Here is a 24,134-nt window from a genome sequence, read left to right as displayed (position 1 = left end):
TGACCAGATCCTTTACACCATTGCCATCCCACCATTCACGTGGATCGTAGCCCCGGTGGTATAACCCGCCTCGGACGACGCAAGGTAAAGCACGGCAGCCGCAATCTCTTCCGGCGTGCCCATCCGGGCAGCAGGGATTTGCACGTTAATCTTGTCTTTCTGATCATCGGTCAGCTTGTCGGTCATCGCCGTTGCGATAAAACCGGGCGCGACGCAATTTGCGGTGATACCACGGCTGGCAACCTCATAGGCAATGGACTTGGTCAGCCCGACCATCCCCGCCTTCGAGGCGGCATAGTTCACCTGTCCGGGGTTCCCGGTGGCCCCAACGATCGAACTGATATTGATGATCCGGCCCCAACGGGCCTTCATCATCGGGCGCATAACACCCCGGCACAGCCGCATGGTCGAGGTCAGGTTGACGTTGATCACGCTGTCCCATTCCTCATCCGACATGCGCATGAAAATCTGGTCGCGGGTGATTCCGGCATTGTTCACCAGAACATCGACCGACCCCATCGCCTCAACCGCTTGTTTGGGAAGCGCATCCACAGCTTCGCCGTCCGAAAGGTTACAAGGCAACACATGTGCCCGCTCGCCCAATTCGGCGGCCAGCGCCTCCAACGGTTCAACGCGCGTGCCCGACAACGCGACGGTCGCACCAGCCGAATGAAGAGCCTTTGCGATGGCACCCCCGATCCCGCCTGAAGCCCCGGTGATCAATGCGTTCTTTCCAGTCAGATCAAACATTTGTCGTTCCTTCTTCATAATTCGCCAAAGCCCAATCCCCTAGTCGGGAACACCAAGACTTTTCGAAAATTCCTGACTTTGTTCAGCCCTTCAGTGCCTCGGCGGCGGCGGCCACGTCTTCGGGGGTTCCAACAGCGCGTGTCTCGACCTCTTTTGCGATGCGTCGAATCATACCAGACAGTGCCTTTCCAGCGCCGACCTCCCACATCTCGGACACATCCTGATCAGCCATCCACGCCACGCTCTCACGCCAGCGGACCGATCCGGTCACCTGCTCCACCAGCAAAGATCTGATCGTGGTTGGATCGGAGATCGCCCGTGCACGCACGTTGGAAACAAGCGGCACCACTGGTGCTTTCATCTCGACATGTGACAATGCCTCGGCCATCGCTTCGGCGGCTGGCTGCATCAAGGCACAATGGAATGGCGCACTCACGGGCAGCAGAACCGCGCGCCGCGCCCCTTTGCCCTTCGCAATCTCGACCGCGCGCTCGACCGCTTCTTTGTGACCGGACACGACCACCTGTGCAGGATCGTTGTCATTTGCCGCCTGGCACACCTGATCATGCGCCGCTTCCAGCGCCACCGCTTCGGCAGTTTCGAAATCCAGACCAAGAAGCGCAGCCATCGCCCCAACCCCCACGGGAACAGCGTCTTGCATCGCCTTGCCGCGCGCGCGCAACAGGCGGGCCGCATCCGCGATGGACAGCGCGCCGGCGGCCGCCAAAGCCGAGTATTCGCCCAAAGAATGCCCAGCGACAAAGGACGCGGCTTCGACCGAAACGCCCTCAGCTTCCAGCGCCCGCATGGCTGCCAGTGATGTCGCCATCAGCGCGGGTTGGGCATTTTGCGTCAATGTCAGAGCGTCTTGCTCACCCTCCCAGACCAGGGCTGACAGCTTTTCGCCAAGCGCTTCGTCAACCTCGTCAAACACGGCCTTGGCCGAAGGGTATGCATCTGCAAGGGCTTTGCCCATTCCGATGCTCTGGGCACCCTGTCCGGGAAATACGAATGCGCGGCTCATGGGCTCTCCTGTTCCTATGCCTTTCCAATGGGCATAACGTGCAGGCGCGTTTGGCGCAATCCGCTTTGCCCGAAATGCAAATCGGCGCAAGTCGGTTAAGACAAGCGCCGATACATGGTCCAGTTAAGCAGATTTATGGGGCCGAGACCCGCGCCAGCGATATGGCATTGCTCGTCACCCGCGAAATGCGGCGGTTCTTTGGATCGCGTCTGCGCCGTTCACCTGTCAGATCCGTCACGAGCCGCGCCTTGATCGGTTCCAAAGATGCCTCGCTTCCCTCAATCACCTCATAGGCGTCCATGCCGCTGCCGATCCGTGCGTAAAGCGCTGCATTGTTGGGGTAATCACTCGTGCGCAGGATCAGAAATGACCCGATATCGCTGAACGGAATGCGTGTCTCCTGTCGAAACCTGTTCAAGCCATCGCGATGTCCAATCCGCAACTCGCAGCCATTCAGGTCAACCTGCGCTTCGACCTGACGCGCATCGCGCCCATACCAAAACAACATCCAACCCACGACAAACAACAAGCCGGTCAGACCCAGCTTCATCGCCATGATCAGCGGGTCAGCAAAGGCATTCGCCGAGAATGACCAGACGCCTGCGATGATCAAAAGAAGCACCAAACCGACAAACCGTCCGGCCGCGTGTGTGACACGCAACAAACCCGCTTCAGCGCCAACGGCACTCAGCCGATATCCCCAAGAGGTCTGAACAATTGCCGGTCCCCGACGATCCTGACGGACAACCTTAGAATGTTCGGTGTTTTGAATATTGCCCTGCATCATCGTGCCGCCCTTTCAGTTCAATACCACCGGGACCATCAGCAAATACGCGACCTATCCCTTGTCTATACGGGTCCCATGCAACTGTGACGGGATTAGGGCACATGTCTGGTCATTCGCGGGCAAAGCTCCGATTGACCTCTTCGGACGGCACACCGTGCCGAACACCAGCACAAGACCGGAAACGGCCTTGCGCCATTGGTCCAGACGTGTATAAGGCACCGTCCTTTCCGTGTGTTTATGAACCGCGTGGCCTCTCGTGGATGGGGGCGGAAAGGTGAAGCCCCATCCTTTGAAGCGCGCTTGAAAAAGAACTGGAGCTCACATGCCGCTTTACGAGCATGTCTTCATCTCGCGTCAGGACTTGTCCAATACGCAAGCTGAAAACCTCATCGAACATTTTGGCACTGTGCTGGGTGACAACGGCGGTAAAGTCGTTGACAGCGAGTACTGGGGCGTCAAAACGATGGCCTACAAGATCAACAAGAACCGCAAGGGTCACTATGCGTTCCTGAAAACCGATGCACCCGCACCGGCCGTTCAGGAGATGGAGCGCCTGATGCGCCTGCATGACGATGTCATGCGCATTCTGACAATCAAGGTTGACGATCACGCCGAAGGTCCGTCGATCCAAATGCAAAAGCGTGACGAGCGTGGCGACCGCCGCCCCCGTGACCGCTAAGTTCGAAAGGATCTAAACCATGGCAGCTAAACCATTTTTCCGCCGTCGCAAAGTATGCCCCTTCTCGGGCGACAATGCGCCGAAGATCGACTACAAAGACACACGCCTTCTGCAGCGCTACATCTCTGAGCGTGGCAAGATCGTTCCCTCGCGGATCACCGCTGTGTCGGCCAAGAAGCAACGCGAACTGTCGCGCGCCATCAAACGCGCCCGCTTCCTCGCCCTGCTTCCCTATGCCGTGAAGTAAGGAGATCTGATTATGCAAGTTATCCTTCTGGAACGTGTGGCCAAGCTGGGTCAAATGGGCGACGTCGTTGACGTGAAGCCGGGTTTCGCCCGCAACTTCCTTCTCCCCCAAGGCAAAGCCCTGTCCGCATCGGATGCCAACATCGCATCTTTCGAAGCTCAGAAAGCGCAGCTTGAAGCGCGCAACCTTGAGACCAAGAAAGAAGCCGAAGCACTGGCCGAGAAACTCAACGGACAGCAATTCGTCGTGATTCGTTCGGCATCGGACGCTGGCGCCCTGTATGGCTCGGTCACCCCGCGTGACGCAGCAGAGGTTGCAACCGAAGCCGGTTTCACCATCGACAAAAAACAGGTTGCCCTGAAAGCTCCGATCAAAGATCTGGGCCTGCATGCTGTTCACGTCATCCTGCACCCCGAAGTCGATATCGAGATCGAACTGAACGTCGCACGCTCGCAAGAAGAAGCCGAGCTGCAAGCGTCGGGCAAATCGATCCAGGAACTGGCCGCTGAAGCAGAAGCTGAAGCCGATTTCGAGATCGCCGAGCTGTTTGACGACATCGGTGCAGCCGCATCGGAAGACGACGAGCTGGCAGAAGCCGTCGAAGAAGAAGCCACCGCTGACGAGGCTTCGGACGAGGACTAAGGTCTTTCTTCCACACCACGAACAAAAGCCGCTCCCTTTCGGGGCGGCTTTTTTGCATCCACGATGGGGCATTCCCGGCGGTGCGATCCCTACTCTTCGCTCAAGCGATTGACGTAAATCTGCCAGCAGATCGTTCAGGGACGTTCCACTTTCTCTCACATCAACAAAGCTGTGGCAGTGAGCTTTCATTCGCGAAAGCCAAGCGCGACAACTTGCGCGACCAATTGTTAAGCGTGGCATCGCCGACGCTGACATATACGACTATTCACCCAACCTTACCCGCAATATAGTCTGCGGTATGACCCATCTCACTCGTCGTTTTTTTGTTGCTTCATTGTCCGCCCTTGCCCTGTCGGGCTGCTTTGGTCGTGATCGGTCGCAAAAACCGCGACGCCATGCAGGTGGGGATTTCAACCCGCCGCTCTATCCGAACGAAACACCCGAGCTGCGTGCGCTGATCAACAAATGGGCGGACCATTATCAGATCCCGCGCGAACTGGTGCATCGTCAGGCGGTTCGCGAAAGCACACACCGGCCATGGGCGCGCAACGGACCATATTGGGGGCTGTTGCAGATCTTACCGCAAACGGCGCGCACCATGGGGCACCGTGGCCCCGCCAAGGAACTTCTGGACCCCGATGTGAACCTGAAATACGCGGGCAAATATCTGCGCGGCGCCTATATCGTGTCAGGCGGCAGCATTGAAGGCGCGATGAAGTGGTATGCCCGTGGGTATTATTACGAGGCCAAACGGCAGGGCCTTTTGGTTGAAACCGGTCTGCGACCCGGTTGATGACCAGGCGCCAATAAAAAAGGCCGCCCAATCAGGCGGCCTTTGACATTGGTCGGTATGACCGATGTTATTCGTCTTCCAGCGCCTCAACGGCCTTTTGCAGGTCGTCTTTGGACACTTCTTTCTCGGACACTTTGGCCAGCTCGAATACATAGTCGATGACTTTGTCTTCAAACAAGGGCGCTTGGATCTGCTGCCGCATTTGCGGATTTTGCTGAACAAATTCAAAGAACTGACGTTCCTGGCCCGGATATTGACGCGCTTGGTTCATCACCGCCTGGGTCATCTCGGCATCTGAAACCTCGATCTCGGCTTTCTGACCCAGCTCGGCCAACAGCAGCCCAAGGCGCACCCGGCGACCTGCCAGCTTGATGTGCTCGTCCGTCGGCTCAACTTCAGGGTGGTCGTGGCCTTCCACCTCTGGGTTTTCTTCGTGCCACAGCTGGTGAGCGATTTGCTTGGCCTCGGCATCCAAGAGCGACGGCGGCACGTCGAAATCGACCAGTTTGTCCAACTCGTCCAGCAGACCGCGCTTCATCACGGCGCGTGCGGCACCCGAGAATTCGGCCTCAAGACGTTCGCTCACTTGTGCTTTCAGACCGTCCAGATCTTCTGCACCAAATTTCTTGGCCAGCTCGTCGTTGATCTCAGCGGCAACAGGCTCTTTGACTTCTTTAACTTTGCACTCAAACACAGCGTCCTTGCCAGCAAGGTTCTCTGCACCATACTCAGCGGGGAAAGAGACTTTGACTTCGACGTCATCGCCAGCCTTCGCACCAACCAATTGCTCTTCAAAGCCCGGAATGAATGACCCCGATCCCAGCACGAGCGGGTAATCTTCCGCCGCACCACCGTCAAAAGCTTCGCCGTCGACCTTGCCCAGGAAGTCGATCACAACCTGATCGCCATCTTTGGCTTTCGAGCCTTTCTTGCGGTCTTTGAAGTCTTGCGCGGTCTCAGCCAGGCTGCCCAGCGCTTCACCGATATCCGCATCAGCGGCTTTCACAACCAGTTTCTGCAGCTTGATGCCTTTCAGGTCGACTTCCGGGATCTCGGGCAGAGCTTCATAGCTCATCTCGATCTCGACGTCGTCGCCTTCTTTCCAATCTTCATTGGTCATCTTCACATCGGGCTGCATCGCAGGGCGATCGCCGCTGTCTTCGAAATGCTTGTTCATGGCGCCATCGACAGCTTCCTGCATGGCTTCGCCCATCAGGCGCTGACCGAACTGCTTTTTCAGCAGGGCCATCGGCACTTTCCCCTTGCGGAAGCCTTTCATTTCGACTTCGGGCTGCGCTTCGACCAGCTTTTCGTTGACTTTTGCGTCCAGATCAGCGGCCGGAACCACAATCTTGTACCCGCGTTTCAGACCTTCATTCAGGGTCTCGGTGACCTGCATCGTCTCGTCCTTTTCCGTCTTTGGTGCGGGTGGAGGGACTTGAACCCCCACGCCTCGCGGCGCCAGAACCTAAATCTGGTGCGTCTACCAATTTCGCCACACCCGCAAAAACCGTGGGCAGCCCGCACTGGTTTCGCAGGGGCCGCCCAAATTCGCGCCCTTCTAACACCAGTATAGGCGGGATGCGAGAGGAAAAACGCGCCCAAAGCCTCCTGATCGGCAGCAAAACGCGTTGAAATGGTCACAGGGCACCAAGGATCGACCCGGACCCATCAGCAAAGGTCAGAAATCACGTGATTTTGTCAGTGGCCCTGCTAGCGTGCGGACAACAAGCAGAGCCCGGAAACCGGGCCACAGACGAAGGCAGGACGTTAATGGCACCCAACCCCTATCCGGGCGGCGTGGTGGCTGGAGATGTGCGCAGCACGCCCCCAACCGCAGGCCTTGGCCCCGGCGCAGTGATTCAGACCCATCACGGCAACCGATTGATTGAAACACTTGCCGCTGGCGATCGCATCGTCACCGCTGACGGCGGAAGCATGCGCATATCGGCGATCACGGTGGCTGTCGCCCCGGCACGAGATTTGTGTCGAATATCTCCCGACGCGCTCATCGAAGGACGAAGGGGCGGACGAAAAAGCCCTCTGATCCTCGCATCGCAACAGATCATACAGGTTTCGGGTTGGCTGGCCCGCGCCATGTTCAGGCGCAATCAGGCGCTGGTGCCAGTCTGTGCGATGGTTGACGGAGAACTGATCCGGCACATGAAGCTGGACGCCGACCTTCCGCTGTTCCAGTTGCATTTCGAGACGCCTGCCCTGTTTCGCGCAGGCGGATTACAAATGCTCGGGGCAGCGCAAAAGCAGCACAGCTTCTAGACACCCAGTTTACGAAACACCTGCGGCAACATCTCGGGCAGGTCTTCGGCAATCAGGCCGGGACCAAATTCCAACGCGCATTCCACATGCAGCCACGCCGCCGATTCCGCCGCCTGCATCGGGTCGAACCCACGTGCCATCAGTCCGGTAATGAAGCCCGCCAGCACGTCGCCCGATCCGGCGGTGGCCAACCAGGGTGCGGACCGATCATAAGCCGCCGAATTGACCGAGCATCGCCCACTCGGCGCAGCGATCACCGTATCCGGGCCTTTGAACAGCACGACACAACCCGCCCGCGCAGCGGCTTCTCGGGTTGCGTCCACCTTGGAATAGGCCGGACCTTTGGTGGCGGGGGCGTTCAGCTTCTCGGCAATGTCAGGGAACAGCCGCGCGAATTCGCCTGCATGCGGGGTCAGCACGCAGGTGTCATGCAGCATATCAAACAGCACGAACGGATCGTCCTTGAACGCCGTCAACGCATCCGCATCCAGAACCGTCGCCCGCTTGGCAGCCAATGCGATCGGCACCAAGTCCCGCGCGCGCTCGACGCCCAATCCGGGGCCAAGACAGAGCGCATTCAACCGTTCATCCGAAAGCACCGCCTGCAACGTCCGCGCATCCCCCACCGGAGACAACATAATAGCCTCCAACCGCGCTGCGTTTTCTTGCAGCGCACCGGGTGTCGGGGCGACAGTGACAAGCCCTGCCCCGATCCGCAGCGCCCCACGGGCCGACAACCGCGCGGCGCCGCCTTTGCCGGACGGGCCAGAGAGGATAAGGGCGTGACCGTGGGAGAATTTGTGGTTGTTGCCCTGTTTGCCTATCCAACTGGGACGTTCGACCAATTTGACGATCTCGCCCGGCGGCACCGCCGGGCGGTCCCCGGCCGCCCCCCCGGGCGGGGATTTTATCCCCACCCGGGGCCGGGGACTGCCCTTAGAGTTCGGGGGCCGACTCGTCACCGTTCCAATCCGATACTTTTGACAACGACTTTACCACACAGCTCTGGCCCGCTCCCAAGCATATGCCCCTGCTTCATTGTGTGAAATGTCACCGTGAGATTGGCTGCCCAAGCGATTTGGCCAAGTTCGGCGCCACTGTCCGAACACACACCACTTGGAATGTCGACGGCAACAAAATGCACGTCGTCATCCGCCCAAACGGAAATCATGAAAGCCTTCCACACGGAACGAAGGTCTGACGAAAGTGCGCGTGTTAGGCCGGTACCAAAAAGTGCGTCAACAACAAGGGAGACGGGTGCGTTCGACACAACTTCACCGACTCGATCGTCATCCCAAGCACTGACCGCCCCCAACTCCCCCCACCGCTCATAATTCACCCGCGCGTCCGAGGGCAGCTTTTCAGCATCCCCATACAGGAACACCTCCACCTTCCAGCCCCGCTCTTTCAACAGCCGCGCGACGACGAACCCGTCGCCACCATTGTTCCCCGGGCCGCACAGCACCACAGCCTTGAACGCCTTCGTCGTTTCTTCTGGCCCCAAATATCCCGGGGAGCCCGAGGGGCTGGCCCCTCGGCCCACGCCCGCCAACTCCGGCCATTCCTCGAAAATGGCCTCGACCACGCCCCTCCCTGCGCGCTCCATCAGCTCCAGCCCGGTGACCTCGCCTGAGTCGATAGCCGCTTGCTCGATCGCTCGCATTTGGGCCGCTGTCAGTAGTTCCGTCATGGGTCACCTTTTGCCATCTGCTCAATTCTTAAACCAACTGCCTAAATTTTGTGCAGCCGCCCAGAAATTGGCCGCGAACGGCCCCTCGCCACCAGCCTATCCAATTGTCCCTCCCATGGGAAAGTGGTCTTTGGGTCGCAACGCGAGCAACCACACGGGGGATGCAGATGAAAAAAATCGAAGCCATCATCAAGCCGTTCAAGCTGGATGAAGTCAAAGAAGCCCTTCAAGACATCGGGGTGCAAGGCCTTTCGGTCATCGAAGTGAAGGGGTTTGGTCGCCAAAAGGGTCATACCGAGCTTTACCGCGGTGCAGAATATGTCGTCGACTTCCTGCCCAAGGTTAAGATCGAAGTCGTGTTGCCTGCCGATCAGGTGGACGAAGCCATCGAGGCGATCGTTGAAGCCGCAAAAACAGACAAAATCGGTGACGGCAAGATATTCGTCACCCCCGTAGAACAAGCCATTCGTATCCGCACCGGCGAAACCGGTTTGGACGCGATCTGATCCAATCTCGATAAGATACGAACCAAAGGAAAAACCATGAGTGTTAAAGACGTACTCTCAACGATCAAGGATGAAGATATTGCCTATGTCGACATCCGTTTCACCGATGTCCGTGGCAAGCTGCAGCACGTCACCGTAGATCGCGACCTTGTCGACGAAGATTTCCTGGAAGAAGGCTTCATGTTCGACGGCTCGTCCATCGCGGGTTGGAAATCGATCGAAAACTCGGACATGAAACTGCTGCCCGATACCGACAGCGCTTATATTGATCCGTTCTATGCGGAAAAAACCCTGTGCCTGCACTGCACGATTGTCGAACCCGACACGGGCGAGAAATACGGCCGTGATCCGCGCGGCACCGCAGAAAAGGCCGAGGCATACCTGAAGTCTTCGGGTATCGGTGACGTCGCTTATATGGGCCCCGAGGCCGAATTCTTCCTGTTTGACGACGTGCGCTTCTCGAACACCATGAACAAGGTTTCGTTCGAGGTGGATGCGATCGATGCCGCATGGAATACGGACACCGAGTACGAGATGGGCAACACCGGCCATCGTCCGGGCGTCAAAGGCGGCTACTTCCCCGTGAACCCGATTGACGATGCGCAAGATCTGCGGTCGGAAATGCTGACCACGATGAAGCAGCTTGGCATGAAAACAGACAAGCATCACCACGAAGTGGCGTCGTGCCAGCACGAGCTGGGCCTGATCTTCGACAGCCTGACCAAGCAGGCGGACGAGCTTCAGAAATACAAGTATGTCATCCACAACGTGGCACATGCTTACGGCAAGACGGCAACCTTCATGCCGAAGCCCATCGCAGGCGACAACGGCACCGGGATGCACGTGAACATGTCGATCTGGAAAGACGGCAAGCCGCTGTTTGCGGGCGACAAATATGCCGATCTCAGCCAGGAAGCGATCTGGTTCATTGGCGGCATCCTGAAACACGCAAAAACGCTGAATGCTTTCACCAACCCGTCGACCAACAGCTACAAACGCCTGATCCCCGGCTTTGAAGCGCCCGTTCTGCGCGCCTATTCGGCCCGCAACCGGTCGGGCTGCGTGCGTATTCCGTGGACCGAAAGCCCGAAAGCCAAGCGCGTCGAGGCCCGTTTCCCCGATCCGTCCGCGAACCCCTATCTGTGTTTCGCCGCCCTTCTAATGGCCGGGCTTGACGGCATCAAGAACAAGATCGACCCCGGCCCCGCCCAGGACAAAAACCTGTATGATTTGCCCGCAGAGGAACTGGAAGGCATCGACACGGTTTGTGCGTCCCTGCGTGAAGCACTCGACTGCCTGAAAGCGGACCACGACTTCCTGCTGGCAGGTGACGTATTCACCAAGGATCAGATCGAAGGGTATCTGGCTTTGAAATGGGAAGAGGTTTATGCCTACGAGCACACACCGCACCCCATCGAGTATCAGCTCTACTACAGCTGCTGATACAAGCTGCGAACACAAGAAAGGGCGCCGAAACCGGCGCCCTTTTCTTTTGTCTTTTGGTCTTCGTGCGACCTGATAGCCATGGCAGCGCACTTTGCGCCAGCACGCCCCGACGTCGCGTTTATCGGGCGCGATAGGCTTTCAGCTGTTCAGCGCCTTTGTTGATGCAAATACGGTCGGCTTCCCGCTTGCTCATGCTTTCGGGCTTTGCAATAGCCTCGTCCCACTGCACGCGTTCAGGGGTGTAAAGCTGACATGTCACCTTCCCCTTTGCTGTGTTCACCTCAACGGGTGTGCTTTCATAGCTGGAACGCACACAGCCCGACAGCACGACCGCCGCACCCAAAACCACCAAACCTGTCCGGATCATATTCTTTACCTTTCATACCAAGTTACCGATCAAAGAAGCCACGATGGGCTATAGCTTACACTGATCATATTGATCATCAATTAAAGCCCGCACTACCGATAACCCAAAGCGCCTGTTTTTCAAGCCAATTTGCGCAATATTCGGCCTACAAGACCAATCTTTACACCGAATGATAGCATCGGCCACGCCCGCATAACCAAATAGCGGCCAAGCGCCATCGCACCGCCCAACCAGCAACAAAGTCTTGCCAATTATCTTAACAGAAAACGGCTCAAGAATCACCAACCGACTGGCGCACCACATAGGTATGGATCGAGAAAACCACTGCATTGGTGACCGGCAGACGCCGCATGCCCTGACGCTCAACCCTGATCCATTTCGGGCCATGCTCCGATGTTTCACGCCGTTCCCCCTCGCGCCGGGGTTGGTGCAGTTCCGGATCATCATAGGTAAGGCAGTTTGCGCGCCACATTGGTCGTCCAACCTGAATACCATCAAAAAGACGCTGCACGCGCTTCGCGATGTCTGGTGTGTAGCTCGCGACCGGTTCGTGAATGCGGATCAGCGGCTTCATGAATTTCTCATCCAGCGACCAACTGGCCGGAAAGCATAAAATGGCAGCGGTCAACACATGCTCGTCGCCCTGCTTCTGCATCACGACAAGATCTTCCTGAACCAATTTCCCGCAGGTCAGAAGCGGCGCATCAAGGTCGATCTGCTCCACGCGCCCATCCGGGCAAGTCACCGCCCCCTCGGAAACCTCGAAGCCTTGTATCGTGGCAAGCTCTTCAAGAACTGTCGCCAGCAATTCATCCGCTGCGGGCCGCGCGGTATCACACAGCTTGTGAACGATGTCGGGTTTATCCTGGATCAAGGCAATCCGATGCGCCATTTGGTCTGCGTAAGCATCGTCCTGCATCAGCCATTCCCCGGGCGCGACGGGCTGCAATCCCGGAAGGCGCGACAGGCGATCATTCTCCCACGGGCGAATCGGCAGGTGTGATTGGCAGATTTCGACCATCGAATGCTCCCTCTGGCGGCGGGGCCAACTCTCTGCCGACAATCCAAAAATGACAAGACCGGGCGGCGCTACCGACCGAATGGCAAAGCGAAGCGGGCAAACAAGCCAAAATGATCCGAGCCCAGCCTTTCGATCCGCTGCACGCTGCCATCCCCACCGCTGACCAGAACATGATCAATCGGCACCCGCATCCAGCCTTGCATCTTGGTCAGGGTCACATGCGGCGGCCCGATCCGTTCCGTGTTGCTCACCCCGGTCAGCCGGGTCATGGCATGGCTCCACGGCACCATGTTGAAATCGCCACCGATCACCAAGGGGGCACCGGTTTCGTTGCCCGCGAGCTTCTCCAAGATCGGGGACAACCGCGCGATATGGGCCGGTTGGCTTTTCGGCCAGGGCCAGTGCAGGTGGATAGACACGACCCAGACCGCGCCTTTGGGGGTCGTCACCTGCATTGCCGCCAGCCCATCGGCCTCGGCACAAAACCCTGTTCCGGGCACCATCGGCCACCGCGACGCGACGGCAACGCCGCCGACGGTTGCGAACGGGCAGAACTGACGCGCCTGATAGGTCGCGTCCAGCGGTTCAAACACCGCCATATTCGCGCCGCTCACCTCTTGCAGAGTCACGAAATCGGGGCGACGCGCCAGAATATCCGCAGACAGCAATCCCGGATCATCAACCAGGAATCGCATGTTCTTTTGATACAGGCTCAACCCGCTTCCGCCCGACGCGCTCAGCGCGCCGCTCATCCAGAAAATCGGGCCGACGGCAACGCCCACCGCGGCAATTCCCAACAAAGCCCATTTTCGCGCCCGTGCGATCCACAGAAGAAGCGCCAGCACCAAGACAACCAACGCGATTTGCGGGCGAAACACGGCAAGGCTGTCCCCGGCCGGATGATAACGCCCAAGATAACCGGCCCCCAGCACGACAAGTGCCAGCAATAAAAGGTTTCTCAAACCGCGCTTAAACATGCTTTCTTGTTACCCGGATGTTTGTCGAAAGGAACATTCAATCACCACTGCGTGAGCAACGCTCCGCCGAGCTTGTGAGCTACGCGTTGGATGCCCAATCTGCAAGCACACATCAAGGGGAGTCACGAATGCCATCCGGGAAAATCACCTTCACCGGCCACGCGGGCCACGCTTTGGCCGCGCGGCTTGATATGCCCGACGGGCCGCATTTGGCAACGGCGCTGTTTGCCCATTGCTTCACATGCAGCAAAGACATCGCCGCCGCCCGTCGTATTGCGGCTCGATTGGCGGGGCTTGGTATCGCCGTGCTGCGGTTCGATTTCACCGGGTTGGGCCATTCGGAAGGTGAGTTCGAGAACACGCATTTCTCGTCCAATGTCGAAGATATTGTACAGGCTGCGAAGGCCCTGTCCGATCGCGATATGACGCCTACGCTGCTGATCGGACACTCGCTGGGTGGTGCGGCGATCATCAAAGCCGCCAGCCTTCTGCCGGACACCAAGGCGGTCGTGACCATAGGTGCCCCCGCCGATCCTGCCCATGTGGTCGAGAACTTTCGCGATGCGCTGCCCCGTATCCGTGCCGAAGGCAGTGCCGAGGTCTATTTGGGTGGCCGCCCCTTCCGCGTCAGCAAAGACTTTGTCGAAGACGTCAACGCCAGCGACCTGGAAGCGATTTTGGGCAAGCTGAAACCCGCGCTTCTGGTGCTGCACGCCCCGCGGGACGAGTTGGTTTCAATCGACAACGCAGCGCGCATCTTCATGGCGGCCAAACACCCGAAAAGCTTTGTGACGCTTGACGACGCCGATCACCTGATCACCCGCCCCGACGACGCCGAATACGTGGCACAGGTCATCACGGCCTGGGTCTCAAAATATGTTGAACTTACCCCACCCGCGCCGCCGCCGGGTGCCCCCGAAGGGATCGTACGCGCCAGCGAAGCCGACCCGCGTGGGTTTCTTCAGGATATCCAGTCCGGGCCAAACCACCACACCTATGCCGATGAGCCACTGGCTTATGGCGGCACCAACAAGGGCATGTCTCCTTACGGATTTCTGTCGACGGGTCTTGCAGCCTGCACTTCGATGACCATCCGTATGTATGCCAGACGCAAGGGCTGGCCGCTGGACCATGTCCGCGTGGATGTTAGCCACGACAAGGTGCATGCTCAGGACGCCGAGACCGGCACCCGTGACCGGGTCGACCAGTTTCAACGCGAAATCAGTCTTGACGGCGCGCTTGACCATGACCAACGCGCCCGCTTGCTGGAAATCGCCGACCGCTGTCCGGTGCATCGCACGTTGGAAGGCTCCAGCAAGGTGCTGACCAAACTGGTTGACTAGCCGGCCAGAGGACGGCTCCTCACAACACTTGCCAGGGAAAGATGCACGCAACCCGACCGGATCGGCTTTTGGTCTTGACCTGCGGCACGCACACGTCAAAAACCCCCACATGAGCACAGGCAGACTTACCATTGATCTGGACGCCGTGGCCGCCAACTGGCGGGCGCTGGACGCGAAATCCGACCCCGAGGTGCAAACCGCCGCCGTGGTCAAGGCAGACGCCTATGGGCTTGGCGTGGGAAAAGTGGCCCGCGCGCTGGCCGCCGCCGGGGCACGACGGTTCTTTGTTGCCGTGGCCGAAGAAGGCGCCGCCCTGCGCGAAGCCCTTGGCCCGGGGCCGGAAATCAGCGTCTTCGCCGGACATATGGCCGGTGACACCGACATGATCCATGATCTTGGCCTCGTGCCCATGCTGAACTCGGTCGAACAACTGACCCGGCATTTCGAGGCCCTGCCCGGCCACCCTTTCGGCATCCAGCTTGACACAGGCATGAACCGTCTGGGGATGGAGCCGACGGAATGGACCGCCCTGCGCGATCTTGTGCTGTCTCAGAACCCGCGCCTGATCATGAGCCATCTGGCCTGCGCAGACGAACCCACCCACCTGATGAACCGCCAACAGCTCGACACGTTCCACGAAATGACCGAGGGCGTGGATGTGCCGCGCAGCCTGTCCGCAACTGGCGGTATCCTGATGGGTCCGGACTATCACTTCGACCTAACCCGGCCCGGCATTGGTCTCTATGGCGGTCTGCCTTTTGACAATGCGGAGCCGGTTGTGACGCTGGACCTGCCCGTCATACAGATCCGCGATCTGGCAGCAGGCGAAAGCGTCGGCTATTCCAACACTTGGGTTGCCGAACACCCGACCCGCGTGGCCACGGTCAGCGGTGGCTATGCCGATGGGATCACGCGCCATATCTCGAACAAGGCGGTGCTGTTTCATCAGGACACGCCCTGCCCGATCCTGGGCCGCGTATCGATGGACCTGATCACTGTGGATGTCGGCCACCTGAAAGAAGAGCCCAAGGCCCTGACCCTTCTGGGCGCGCACCAAACCCCGGATGATTTGGCTGACGTCGGTGGAACGATCGGCTATGAAGTGCTGACACAGCTTGGCGCGCGTTATGAGCGATACTATGCACGAGGTCGCGGATGAAGCCGATTACCTACCCACTGGCGGCGCTTGGCCGTGCCACGCTGGGCTTTCTGGCCATGGTGGGGCGTGTGTCCATCTTCGCCGGGCAGTCGCTGAGCCACATCATCCGCCCGCCCTTTTACCCGCGCGAGTTTCTGAACGCACTTCTGCATATCGGCTATTTCAGCCTGCCGGTCGTCGGCCTGACCGCCTTCTTCACCGGCGCCGCGCTGGCCCTGCAAATCTATTCCGGCGGGCAACGTTTCTCGGCCGAGGCCGTGGTGCCGCAAATCGTCGCCATCGGTATGGTGCGCGAGCTTGGACCGGTTCTGGTGGGCCTGATGATTGCCGCCCGCGTCACCTCGTCCATCGCCGCCGAGGTCGCGACCATGAAAGTGACCGAGCAGATCGACGCCCTTGTCACCCTGTCCACCCACCCGATGAAATACCTGACCGCCCCGCGCGTTCTGGCCGCGATCCTTGTCGTGCCCGCACTGGTCGGCATCGGCGACATCATCGGCATCATGGGTGGCTATATCGTCGGCACCAAGCAACTGGGCTTTGCGCCCGGGGCTTATCTGACCAATACGTGGAATTTCCTTGAAACCGCCGACATCGTATCCTCGCTGGTCAAAGGGGCCGTTTTCGGCTTCATCGCCGCCGTGATGGGATGCTATCACGGGATGAATTCGGGCCGCGGTGCGCAGGGCGTGGGCCGCGCCACCAAAACCTCGGTCGAGGCCGCCGCCGTCCTGATCCTTGCCGCCAACTTCCTTCTCACCAGCTTCTTCTTTGCCACATGATTGAACTTACGAATGTCCATAAGGGGTTTGGCCCCAAGCAGGTGCTGGCAGGTGTAAACCTGACCATCCCGCGCGGCGAAAGCATGGTGGTGATCGGTGGCTCCGGCACCGGGAAATCCGTGCTTCTGAAATGCATCCTTGGCCTGATGATGCAGGACAGCGGCACGATCACACTGGATGGCGAGGATACGTCGCAAGTCGAACGCGACGCCTTCCTTGCCCGTTTCGGGATGCTGTTTCAGGGCGGCGCGCTGTTTGACAGCCTGTCGGTCTGGCAAAATGTGGCGTTTCGCCTGCTGCGCGGATCACTGGCCCGCCCCAAGACCGAGGCGCGCGAGATCGCCATCGAGAAACTGCGCCGGGTCGGCCTGACCCCGGATGTGGCGGATCTTTATCCCGCCGAACTGTCCGGTGGCATGCAGAAACGCGTCGGTCTTGCCCGCGCCATCGCCGCCGAGCCCGAAATCATCTTCTTCGACGAGCCGACCACCGGCCTTGACCCGATCATGTCCGGCGTCATCAACGACCTGATCCGCGAGATCGTCGTCGAAATGGGCGCCACCGCCATGACCATCACCCACGACATGTCATCCGTCCGCGTGATCGCCGACAAGGTGGCCATGCTGCACGCGGGCAAGGTGCAATGGACCGGAGCGGTCGGTGACATGGACAACTCTGGCGACCCTTACGTGACGCAGTTTATTTCAGGCAGTGCTGAGGGGCCGATTGAGGCGGTTCGGTAGAGATTGAAACACGTTTTTCAGGAATTTAGATGCACCTATTCACGCTTTTTACATTCGACTTAATTGCAATTCTGACGGCGCTCTGTGGCGTCCTTGCAATTTCCTACGGATACAATTCCCGTTACTCCTATATCGCGGTGTTTCTGCCCTATCTGGCGCGCCGAATACCACTGATAACTGCAGTAGCAGTCCCCGCCCAAATTGGACTACCTTTCTTTGTTTTTGCGGTTTTAGCCACGTTCGCTCTGACTACATTCAGTTTGTTCAAGATATTGTTGAACACCAATCTGAAATACCTGTGTTTCTTAGCCATGGTATTGGATGCGCTCGTCGTCGTGTTGTTCCTTTATCTGAATTTCGCAAGATAGGCACAGATCGGTGAAGTAAATCCATGCTCAAATACCTCAACCTCGCCCTCCTGATCGCCTTCCCCATTGCATGGTTCGCTCCCCTCATGCGCGCGGGGCTGAACCTGCCGCTTTTTGGTTTGAAAGAGGTCAGCGTGGTCTCGGGATTACAAGCCCTGTGGGACACGGATGTGATCCTTGCCCTGCTGGTCACCTTCTTCGCCATCTTCGCGCCGATCATGAAGGTGCTGGGTCTGGCGCTGATCCAGTTCGGCATGATGCGCCGCAAGATGCTGCCCGTGTTCAACATCCTCGGCAAGCTCGCCATGGCTGACATCTTCCTGATCGCGCTTTATATCGTGATCGTGAAGGGCGTTGGGATGGCAAAGATCGAAACCGGCTGGGGCCTTTACCTGTTCACCGCCTGTGTGCTGACCTCCATCGCGCTCAGCTTTGCCACCGCCAAGCGCCAGCGCGCTTGACACCTGTCACCATCGGGCCTTGCAAGCCCTTGCAGGCTCGGGCAAAAACGCCGCATGGCAAAAGCTCAGAAAACCTTCACCTGCAACGCCTGTGGTGCATCCTCGTCCAAATGGTCGGGGCGGTGCGAAGGATGCGGCGCGTGGAACACGATTGTTGAGGATGCACCGCTCAGCGCGGGGCCAGCGTCGAAATCGCTGGGCGGCAAACGCGGTACGGCAATCGCGCTGACCGACCTGTCCACGGAGGAAGCGCCGCCGCCCCGAACCGAATGCGGGATGGGCGAGCTGGACCGCGTGCTGGGTGGTGGGCTTGTCCCCGGATCGGCCATTCTTGTGGGGGGCGATCCGGGCATCGGGAAATCCACCCTGCTTCTGCAAGCCGCCGCGCGTTTTGCCCAATCTGGCCTGCCAACGATCTATGTCTCGGGCGAAGAAGCCTCGGCCCAAGTGCGCATGCGCGCCCAACGGCTGGGGCTGAAAGATGCGCCCGTCCGGCTGGCTGCCGAAACCAATCTGCGTGACATCATGACGACGCTCGACGCGGAACGACCGGCGCTTGCGATCATCGATTCCATCCAAACCATGTGGGCCGACCATGTGGACAGCGCGCCGGGATCGGTCAGCCAGGTCCGCACCGCCGCACACGAATTGACAACCTTCGCCAAGAAGCGCGGGATTTCAGTCATTCTTGTGGGGCACGTTACCAAGGACGGCCAGATCGCCGGCCCCCGCGTGGTCGAGCACATGGTCGACACGGTGCTTTATTTCGAAGGCGAGCGCGGCCACCAGTTCCGTATTCTGCGCGCGGTGAAGAACCGTTTCGGCCCCGCGGATGAAATTGGCGTGTTCGAGATGACTGGCAAGGGGCTGGCCGAGGTTCTGAACCCCTCGGCCCTGTTTTTATCCGACCGCGAGGATCCGGCCCCCGGATCCGTGGTTTTCGCCGGGATCGAAGGCACGCGACCCGTGCTGGTTGAATTTCAGGCCCTTGTCGCGCCCTCCTCTCTCAGCCAGCCACGCCGGTCGGTTCTGGGCTGGGACAGTGGACGTTTGGCGATGATTCTGGCGGTTCTGGAAGCACGTTGTGGCATCCCGTTTGCGGGGCTGGATGTCTATCTGAACGTCGCTGGCGGCATGAAAATCTCGGAACCCGCCGCCGATCTGGCTGTGGCGGCGGCGCTACTTTCCGCGCGCGAGGACGCCGCGATCCCGAAAGAGACTGTGGTTTTTGGCGAAATCAGTCTATCAGGGGCTTTGCGCCCTGTGGGCCAGACCGAAAACCGGTTGAAAGAAGCGCAAAAACTTGGTTTCACAGCCGCAATTGCGCCCGCGCGCAGCAAAACAGGCTCGGGATCCGGGTTGAAGATACAGAAAATGGCGGACCTGACCGGGTTCGTTGGTGAGATTTTCGGGGCCGGTTAGCCCCATGAACAAGGGCGGTCACGGGCACTTTCCGGACCGAAGTGAGACGACATGGAAGGCTTTACCTTGATTGACGGGATCGTTGCGGCGGTCATCCTGATTTCGGCCATTCTGGCCTATTCGCGCGGGTTCGTGCGCGAAGGCATGTCCATCCTCGGGTGGATCGCGGCAGCCATTCTGGCCTATATCTTTGCGCCCCGCGCCCTGCCGCTGGTCAAGGAAATCCCGGTTCTGAAGGACTTTATCGCCGACAGTTGCGAATTGTCGATGATCGCGGCCTTCGCGGGCGTCTTTGCGCTGGCATTGGTGATCGTGTCGATTTTCACGCCGCTGTTCTCGTCTGCTGTGCAGCGTTCCGCGCTTGGCGGTCTGGATCAGGCCCTTGGGTTCATCTTCGGTGTGGCGCGCGGACTGCTGTTGGTTGCCATCGCGCTTGTTGTCTATGACCGCATCGTGACCACAGACACGATCGCAATGGTCGACGACAGCCGCACGGCCAAGATTTTTGCCCGCACCCAGGACAAGATCAACGAACAGATCCCCGAGGACGCGCCGGGCTGGATTGTCGGCAAGTACGAAGAACTTGTGGGCGCCTGCACCCAAGCTGGCACAGATACCTGACGAGGCTTCGCCCCGCTTCAAACGCACCCTTCGGGGTGCGTTTTTCGTTGGCTACAAAGTGATCGCATTTCCGCCCCCTGATTGTGATCGTTTGATGACAACTCCCATCGGGTCCAGTATGAGGGGGCCAACGCCACGGAATCGGAGCCCGCTGCCCATGTCCGACACCTCGTCTGCCGCTGACAAATCCATGCCCCCCGCACATCCTTTCGATGACGATAAGCTTAAGGAAGAATGTGGTGTCTTTGGGGTTATCGGCCTGGCCGAAGCGGCGAATTTCGTGGCACTGGGCCTTCACGCGCTGCAACACCGTGGGCAGGAAGCCGGCGGCATCGTGTGCCATGACCCGGAACAGGGGTTCAACTCGGCCCGCCGGTTCGGCTATGTGCGCGACAATTTCACCAAAGCCAGCGTGATGGAAACCCTGCCCGGCCCCTTGGCCATCGGGCATGTGCGTTACTCCACCGCCGGATCCAAGGGTGCCGTGATCCGCGACGTGCAGCCCTTCTTTGGCGAGTTTTCAATGGGTGGTGCGGCGATTGCCCATAACGGCAACATCACCAATGCAAATGCACTGCGCAAGGAACTGATCGAACGCGGGTCGATCTTCCAAAGCTCATCTGACAGCGAATGCATTATCCACCTGATGGCACGCTCGCTTCAACGCAACATCCCTGAACGGATGGAAGACGCGCTGCGCCGTGTCGAAGGTGCGTTCTCGGTCGTCGCGATGACCCGCACCAAACTGATGGGTGTGCGCGATCCGCACGGGGTGCGTCCGCTGGTGCTGGGTCGTCTGGGCGAAGGCTGGGTGCTGAGTTCGGAAAGCTGCGCACTGGACATCATCGGCGCCGAACTGGTGCGCGAAATCGAACCCGGCGAGATGGTCGTCATCTCGGATGGCAAGGTCGAAAGCAGTTTCCCCTTCCGTCCGCAGCCGTCGAAATTCTGCATCTTTGAACATGTCTATTTCTCGCGCCCTGACAGCATCATTGGCGGTAAATCGGTCTATGAAACCCGACGTCAAATTGGCGTGGAACTGGCCCGCGAAAACCCGGTGGACGCCGATTTGGTCTGCCCGGTGCCTGACAGCGGCACCCCCGCGGCCATCGGCTACAGCCAGGAAAGCGGCATTCCTTATGCCATGGGCATCATTCGCAACCAGTATATGGGCCGGACTTTCATCGAACCGACCGAGCAGATCCGCGATATGGGTGTGCGCCTGAAACTGAACGTGAACCGCGCCCTGATCAAAGGGAAACGGGTCATTCTGGTGGATGATAGCGTCGTGCGCGGCACGACGACACGCAAGATCAAGGATATGTTTCTTGATGCGGGTGCCGCCGAGGTGCATTTCCGCATCGCCTCACCCCCGACCGCGTGGCCATGCTTCTATGGCGTTGATACGCCTGAGCGGGAAAAACTGCTCGCCGCCACGATGAGCGAGGACGAGATGCGCCAGCATCTGAAAGTCGACAGCCTGAAGTTCATCTCGCTTGACGGGTTGTATCGCGCGGTTGGCGAGGCGACGGGACGCAAGAAAGACTGCCCGCAGTATTGTGACGCCTGCTTCTCGGGAGAATATCCCGTAACGCCAGCCGATCAGATTGAAAAAGGGTTCGAGTTGAAGGCGGCGGAGTGACGCGGCCTCGGACGGCTCCTGCTTTCAGCTTGACCTCTTCACGAACGAAAAGACCCTGCCATGACCGATACACAAAAGATCGCCCTTGTCACCGGTGCCTCGCGCGGCCTTGGCGCGGCCCTTGCGCTTGAGCTGTCCAAAACGCACCACGTGGTTGCCGTGGGTCGCACCACCGGTGCGCTGGAGGAATTGGATGACAAGATCAAAGCACAGGGTGGCACGGCCACGCTAGCCCCGATGGACATCACCAACCGCGACGCGATGGCGCATCTGTGCCGCTCGATCCATGATCGCTGGGGACCGATTGATGTCTGGGCGCATACGGCGATTTACGGCCCTGCCCTGATGCCGACCCCTGATCTGGACGACAAGGGCTGGACGCAGGCGTGGAATACGAATGTCGAGGCAACGCGAACCCTGATCTTCATGGTGAACGCCCTGATGACCGACGACAGCACCGCGATCTTCTTTGCCGATGATCATGCGGGCGAGAAGTTCTTTGCGGGCTACGGCGCGACGAAGGCTGCCCAGATGGCTATGGTGCGCAGTTGGGCGGCCGAGAACACAAAGCTGGGCCCGCGGATCGTGATCGCCGAACCAAAACCATTGGCCACAACCATGCGCACGCGGTTTTTTCCGGGCGAAGACCGCAGCAAGCTTGCGCTTGTCGAAGACGAAGCCAAGCGCATTCTGTCCGAAGCTGGTCTGTCCTGAACCATCGTTCCCAACACAGGCTGCCCGATCCCGGCGCCGCGCTTGCCGCGCCCGCCAAGCTGCCTTATTGAGAATACGACACCGCGCCATTTCAAGGCCGGACCGACGGGCAGAAGGGCCAGACCATGCGCATTCTCATCACCAATGACGACGGGATCAACGCGCCGGGTCTGAAAATTGCCGAAGCCATCGCGCAGGACGTCGCACAAGAGCTCGCGGGTGAGCAAGCTGAAATCTGGACCGTCGCCCCAGCGTTTGAGCAATCCGGCGTCGGGCACTGTATCTCGTACACCCATCCCTTCATGATTGCCGAACACGGACCCCGCCGGTTTGCCGCCGAAGGCAGCCCGGCCGATTGCGTGATTGCGGCGCTTTATGACGTGATGCCAGAACGCCCAGATTTGGTGATTTCCGGCGTGAACCGGGGCAACAACTCGGCGGAAAACGCCTTGTACTCCGGCACGCTTGGCGCCGCGATGGAGGCTGCTCTGCAAGGCCTGCCCGCCATTGCCCTGTCGCAATATATGGGCCAGGGAACCAAAGGGTTGGTCAACATGTTCGACGCGGCGGCGGCATATGGTGGCGATGTGGTGCGTCGTCTGTTGGCCGATGCCCCATGGGATCACGGTGCAGATTACCGTCTGTTTTATAACGTGAACTTCCCCCCTGTCGGGTCAGATATGGTCAAGGGTATCAAGGCGGCCCCGCAAGGCTGGCGTAACGATGCGTTCTTTAAGATCGAGGCGCAAAACAGCCCCTCGGGCCGCAAGTTTCTGTGGATCAAAGGCGGACCGCAAGCCAATCGTGCCGCCCCCAATATGGACGTGACCCACAATCTGGACGGCTATGTCTCTGTGACGCCCATGCGCGCGGATTTGACGGCTCATGACCATCTGGACAGTTTGGGGGCGCTGTTTGAATGAGCCGAACAGACGAAACCGACGCGGAACGCAAGATGCAGTTCCTGTTCGCCCTGCGCTCGAAGGGCGTGACGAACCCGCGTGTCCTGTCCGCGATGGAAGAGATTGACCGCGGCCCCTTCGTGCGCGGCCTGTTTGCCGAACGCGCATACGAGGATATGCCCCTGCCGATATCCTGCGGGCAGACGATCTCTCAGCCTTCGGTGGTCGGATTGATGACGCAGGCCGCACAGATCAACCCGCGCGACAAGGTGCTCGAGGTGGGCACCGGATCAGGTTATCAGGCGGCGATCCTGTCGCGGCTCGCGCGCCGTGTCTATACGGTTGACCGTCACCATAAGCTGGTGAGCGCCGCCCGCGAGCTGTTCGAGGCCATGGACCTGCACAACATCACGACCATCACTGGTGATGGATCGCGGGGATTGCCCGATCAGGCCCCGTTCGACCGCATCATTGTGACTGCCGCCGCCGAGGATCCGCCCGGACCCCTCTTGGCGCAGCTTGCCATTGGCGGTATCATGATCGTGCCGGTGGGCCAGTCCGACGCCGTGCAAAGCCTGATCAAGGTGACGCGCAACGAGGATGGGTTCGACTATGACGAGCTTCTGCCGGTGCGTTTCGTGCCCCTTTTGGAAGGGCTGGGGCAGGATTGACGCGCACAATATAGACCGGGACGCCGGAGACTTGGGGCCAGACCCCGCACAGCAGTGAAAGACCCGACAACAGGGTCGCAAGCAGAGCCTGACAACAGGC

Annotated in this window: 25 protein-coding genes, 1 tRNA gene and 1 pseudogene; 18 read left to right on the top strand and 9 right to left on the bottom strand. The window is 59.3% G+C overall.

All coding sequences use genetic code 11. The features are described 5' to 3' along the window. Positions 1–12: 12 nt before the first annotated feature. The 3 genes from fabG to J3R80_RS09510 all read right to left on the bottom strand — a co-directional run bounded on the left by fabG (position 13) and on the right by J3R80_RS09510 (position 2,561). The gene (gene fabG, locus J3R80_RS09520) at positions 13–750 is read right to left on the bottom strand and encodes a 3-oxoacyl-[acyl-carrier-protein] reductase (RefSeq protein ID WP_275393533.1); all 738 of its coding nucleotides are present in this window, start codon (positions 748–750) and stop codon (positions 13–15) included. Between the two features lie 82 nt (positions 751–832). After that, positions 833–1,774, bottom strand: coding sequence for an ACP S-malonyltransferase (fabD, locus tag J3R80_RS09515; protein WP_275393532.1), 942 nt, complete (start codon positions 1,772–1,774; stop codon positions 833–835). Positions 1,775–1,907: 133 nt separating this feature from the next. Next, positions 1,908–2,561, bottom strand: a complete 654-nt coding sequence (locus J3R80_RS09510; protein WP_275393531.1) for a hypothetical protein — start codon at positions 2,559–2,561, stop codon at positions 1,908–1,910. 322 nt (positions 2,562–2,883) lie between these two features. Between J3R80_RS09510 and rpsF the strand changes: the two genes are divergently transcribed. The 4 genes from rpsF (at position 2,884) to J3R80_RS09490 (ending at position 4,922) form a co-directional block, all read left to right on the top strand. Then, positions 2,884–3,240, top strand: coding sequence for a 30S ribosomal protein S6 (gene rpsF, locus J3R80_RS09505; protein WP_247036208.1), 357 nt, complete (start codon positions 2,884–2,886; stop codon positions 3,238–3,240). A 19-nt stretch (positions 3,241–3,259) separates the two neighbouring features. Then, entirely contained in the window at positions 3,260–3,487 is a 228-nt protein-coding gene (gene rpsR, locus J3R80_RS09500) for a 30S ribosomal protein S18 (protein WP_068246410.1), read from the top strand. Between the two features lie 12 nt (positions 3,488–3,499). Beyond that, positions 3,500–4,129, top strand: a complete 630-nt coding sequence (gene rplI, locus J3R80_RS09495) for a 50S ribosomal protein L9 (protein ID WP_275393530.1) — start codon at positions 3,500–3,502, stop codon at positions 4,127–4,129. A gap of 298 nt (positions 4,130–4,427) precedes the next feature. Further along, positions 4,428–4,922: a lytic transglycosylase domain-containing protein gene (locus tag J3R80_RS09490; protein WP_275393529.1), complete on the top strand. Its 495-nt coding sequence runs from the start codon at positions 4,428–4,430 to the stop codon at positions 4,920–4,922. A gap of 67 nt (positions 4,923–4,989) precedes the next feature. On the opposite strand, the gene tig is transcribed toward J3R80_RS09490, so the two are convergent. Next, on the bottom strand, positions 4,990–6,321 hold the full coding sequence (tig, locus tag J3R80_RS09485) for a trigger factor (RefSeq protein ID WP_275393528.1): 1,332 nt from the start codon (positions 6,319–6,321) through the stop codon (positions 4,990–4,992). 21 nt (positions 6,322–6,342) lie between these two features. Next, positions 6,343–6,427: transfer RNA gene (locus tag J3R80_RS09480), tRNA-Leu, on the bottom strand. A gap of 268 nt (positions 6,428–6,695) precedes the next feature. Here J3R80_RS09480 and J3R80_RS09475 point away from each other — a divergent pair. After that, a complete protein-coding gene (locus tag J3R80_RS09475; RefSeq protein WP_275393527.1) occupies positions 6,696–7,199 on the top strand; it encodes a Hint domain-containing protein in 504 nt (167 codons plus the stop codon). Here the strand turns inward: J3R80_RS09475 and J3R80_RS09470 are convergent. Then, positions 7,196–8,889: pseudogene (locus tag J3R80_RS09470) on the bottom strand (NAD(P)H-hydrate dehydratase). The gene J3R80_RS09475 and the pseudogene J3R80_RS09470 overlap by 4 nt on opposite strands. A 167-nt stretch (positions 8,890–9,056) precedes the next feature. Between J3R80_RS09470 and J3R80_RS09465 the strand changes: the two are divergent. Both J3R80_RS09465 and glnA read left to right on the top strand, forming a co-directional pair. After that, positions 9,057–9,395: a P-II family nitrogen regulator gene (locus J3R80_RS09465; protein ID WP_247036218.1), complete on the top strand. Its 339-nt coding sequence runs from the start codon at positions 9,057–9,059 to the stop codon at positions 9,393–9,395. 36 nt (positions 9,396–9,431) lie between these two features. Then, positions 9,432–10,838, top strand: a complete 1,407-nt coding sequence (gene glnA / locus J3R80_RS09460; protein WP_275393526.1) for a type I glutamate--ammonia ligase — start codon at positions 9,432–9,434, stop codon at positions 10,836–10,838. A gap of 121 nt (positions 10,839–10,959) precedes the next feature. Here glnA and J3R80_RS09455 read toward each other — a convergent pair whose 3' ends face one another. From J3R80_RS09455 to J3R80_RS09445, 3 genes are all read right to left on the bottom strand, one after another. Further along, positions 10,960–11,208, bottom strand: a complete 249-nt coding sequence (locus tag J3R80_RS09455) for a hypothetical protein (RefSeq protein WP_275393525.1) — start codon at positions 11,206–11,208, stop codon at positions 10,960–10,962. A gap of 271 nt (positions 11,209–11,479) precedes the next feature. Then, positions 11,480–12,229, bottom strand: coding sequence for a DUF3445 domain-containing protein (locus J3R80_RS09450; protein ID WP_275393524.1), 750 nt, complete (start codon positions 12,227–12,229; stop codon positions 11,480–11,482). Positions 12,230–12,297: 68 nt separating this feature from the next. Then, on the bottom strand, positions 12,298–13,206 hold the full coding sequence (locus tag J3R80_RS09445) for an endonuclease/exonuclease/phosphatase family protein (protein WP_275393523.1): 909 nt from the start codon (positions 13,204–13,206) through the stop codon (positions 12,298–12,300). Positions 13,207–13,334: 128 nt separating this feature from the next. Between J3R80_RS09445 and J3R80_RS09440 the strand changes: the two genes are divergently transcribed. From J3R80_RS09440 to J3R80_RS09390, 11 genes are all read left to right on the top strand, one after another. After that, positions 13,335–14,549, top strand: coding sequence for a bifunctional alpha/beta hydrolase/OsmC family protein (locus J3R80_RS09440; protein WP_275393522.1), 1,215 nt, complete (start codon positions 13,335–13,337; stop codon positions 14,547–14,549). A 109-nt stretch (positions 14,550–14,658) separates the two neighbouring features. Next, a complete protein-coding gene (alr, locus tag J3R80_RS09435; protein ID WP_275393521.1) occupies positions 14,659–15,708 on the top strand; it encodes an alanine racemase in 1,050 nt (349 codons plus the stop codon). Then, positions 15,705–16,490, top strand: a complete 786-nt coding sequence (locus J3R80_RS09430) for an ABC transporter permease (RefSeq protein WP_275393520.1) — start codon at positions 15,705–15,707, stop codon at positions 16,488–16,490. Before alr ends, J3R80_RS09430 begins: the two co-directional genes overlap by 4 nt. Beyond that, positions 16,487–17,233: an ABC transporter ATP-binding protein gene (locus J3R80_RS09425; RefSeq protein WP_275393519.1), complete on the top strand. Its 747-nt coding sequence runs from the start codon at positions 16,487–16,489 to the stop codon at positions 17,231–17,233. Before J3R80_RS09430 ends, J3R80_RS09425 begins: the two co-directional genes overlap by 4 nt. A 391-nt stretch (positions 17,234–17,624) precedes the next feature. Continuing rightward, entirely contained in the window at positions 17,625–18,062 is a 438-nt protein-coding gene (locus J3R80_RS09420; protein WP_275393518.1) for a paraquat-inducible protein A, read from the top strand. 54 nt (positions 18,063–18,116) lie between these two features. Then, entirely contained in the window at positions 18,117–19,484 is a 1,368-nt protein-coding gene (radA, locus tag J3R80_RS09415; RefSeq protein ID WP_275393517.1) for a DNA repair protein RadA, read from the top strand. Positions 19,485–19,535: 51 nt separating this feature from the next. Further along, entirely contained in the window at positions 19,536–20,105 is a 570-nt protein-coding gene (locus J3R80_RS09410) for a CvpA family protein (RefSeq protein WP_275393516.1), read from the top strand. A gap of 190 nt (positions 20,106–20,295) precedes the next feature. Beyond that, entirely contained in the window at positions 20,296–21,747 is a 1,452-nt protein-coding gene (gene purF / locus J3R80_RS09405) for an amidophosphoribosyltransferase (RefSeq protein ID WP_275393650.1), read from the top strand. Positions 21,748–21,807: 60 nt separating this feature from the next. Further along, the gene (locus J3R80_RS09400) at positions 21,808–22,461 is read left to right on the top strand and encodes an SDR family oxidoreductase (RefSeq protein ID WP_275393515.1); all 654 of its coding nucleotides are present in this window, start codon (positions 21,808–21,810) and stop codon (positions 22,459–22,461) included. 125 nt (positions 22,462–22,586) lie between these two features. Next, on the top strand, positions 22,587–23,384 hold the full coding sequence (gene surE, locus J3R80_RS09395) for a 5'/3'-nucleotidase SurE (RefSeq protein WP_275393514.1): 798 nt from the start codon (positions 22,587–22,589) through the stop codon (positions 23,382–23,384). Further along, the gene (locus J3R80_RS09390) at positions 23,381–24,034 is read left to right on the top strand and encodes a protein-L-isoaspartate(D-aspartate) O-methyltransferase (protein ID WP_275393513.1); all 654 of its coding nucleotides are present in this window, start codon (positions 23,381–23,383) and stop codon (positions 24,032–24,034) included. The genes surE and J3R80_RS09390 overlap by 4 nt, the downstream gene beginning before the upstream one ends. Positions 24,035–24,134 lie beyond the last annotated feature (100 nt).

Source organism: Aliiroseovarius sp. Z3, assembly GCF_029105185.1.
Classification (GTDB): Bacteria; Pseudomonadota; Alphaproteobacteria; order Rhodobacterales; family Rhodobacteraceae; genus Aliiroseovarius.
Note: the sequence above shows the minus strand (reverse complement) of the source record. Positions and strands in the feature narration are given on the sequence as shown.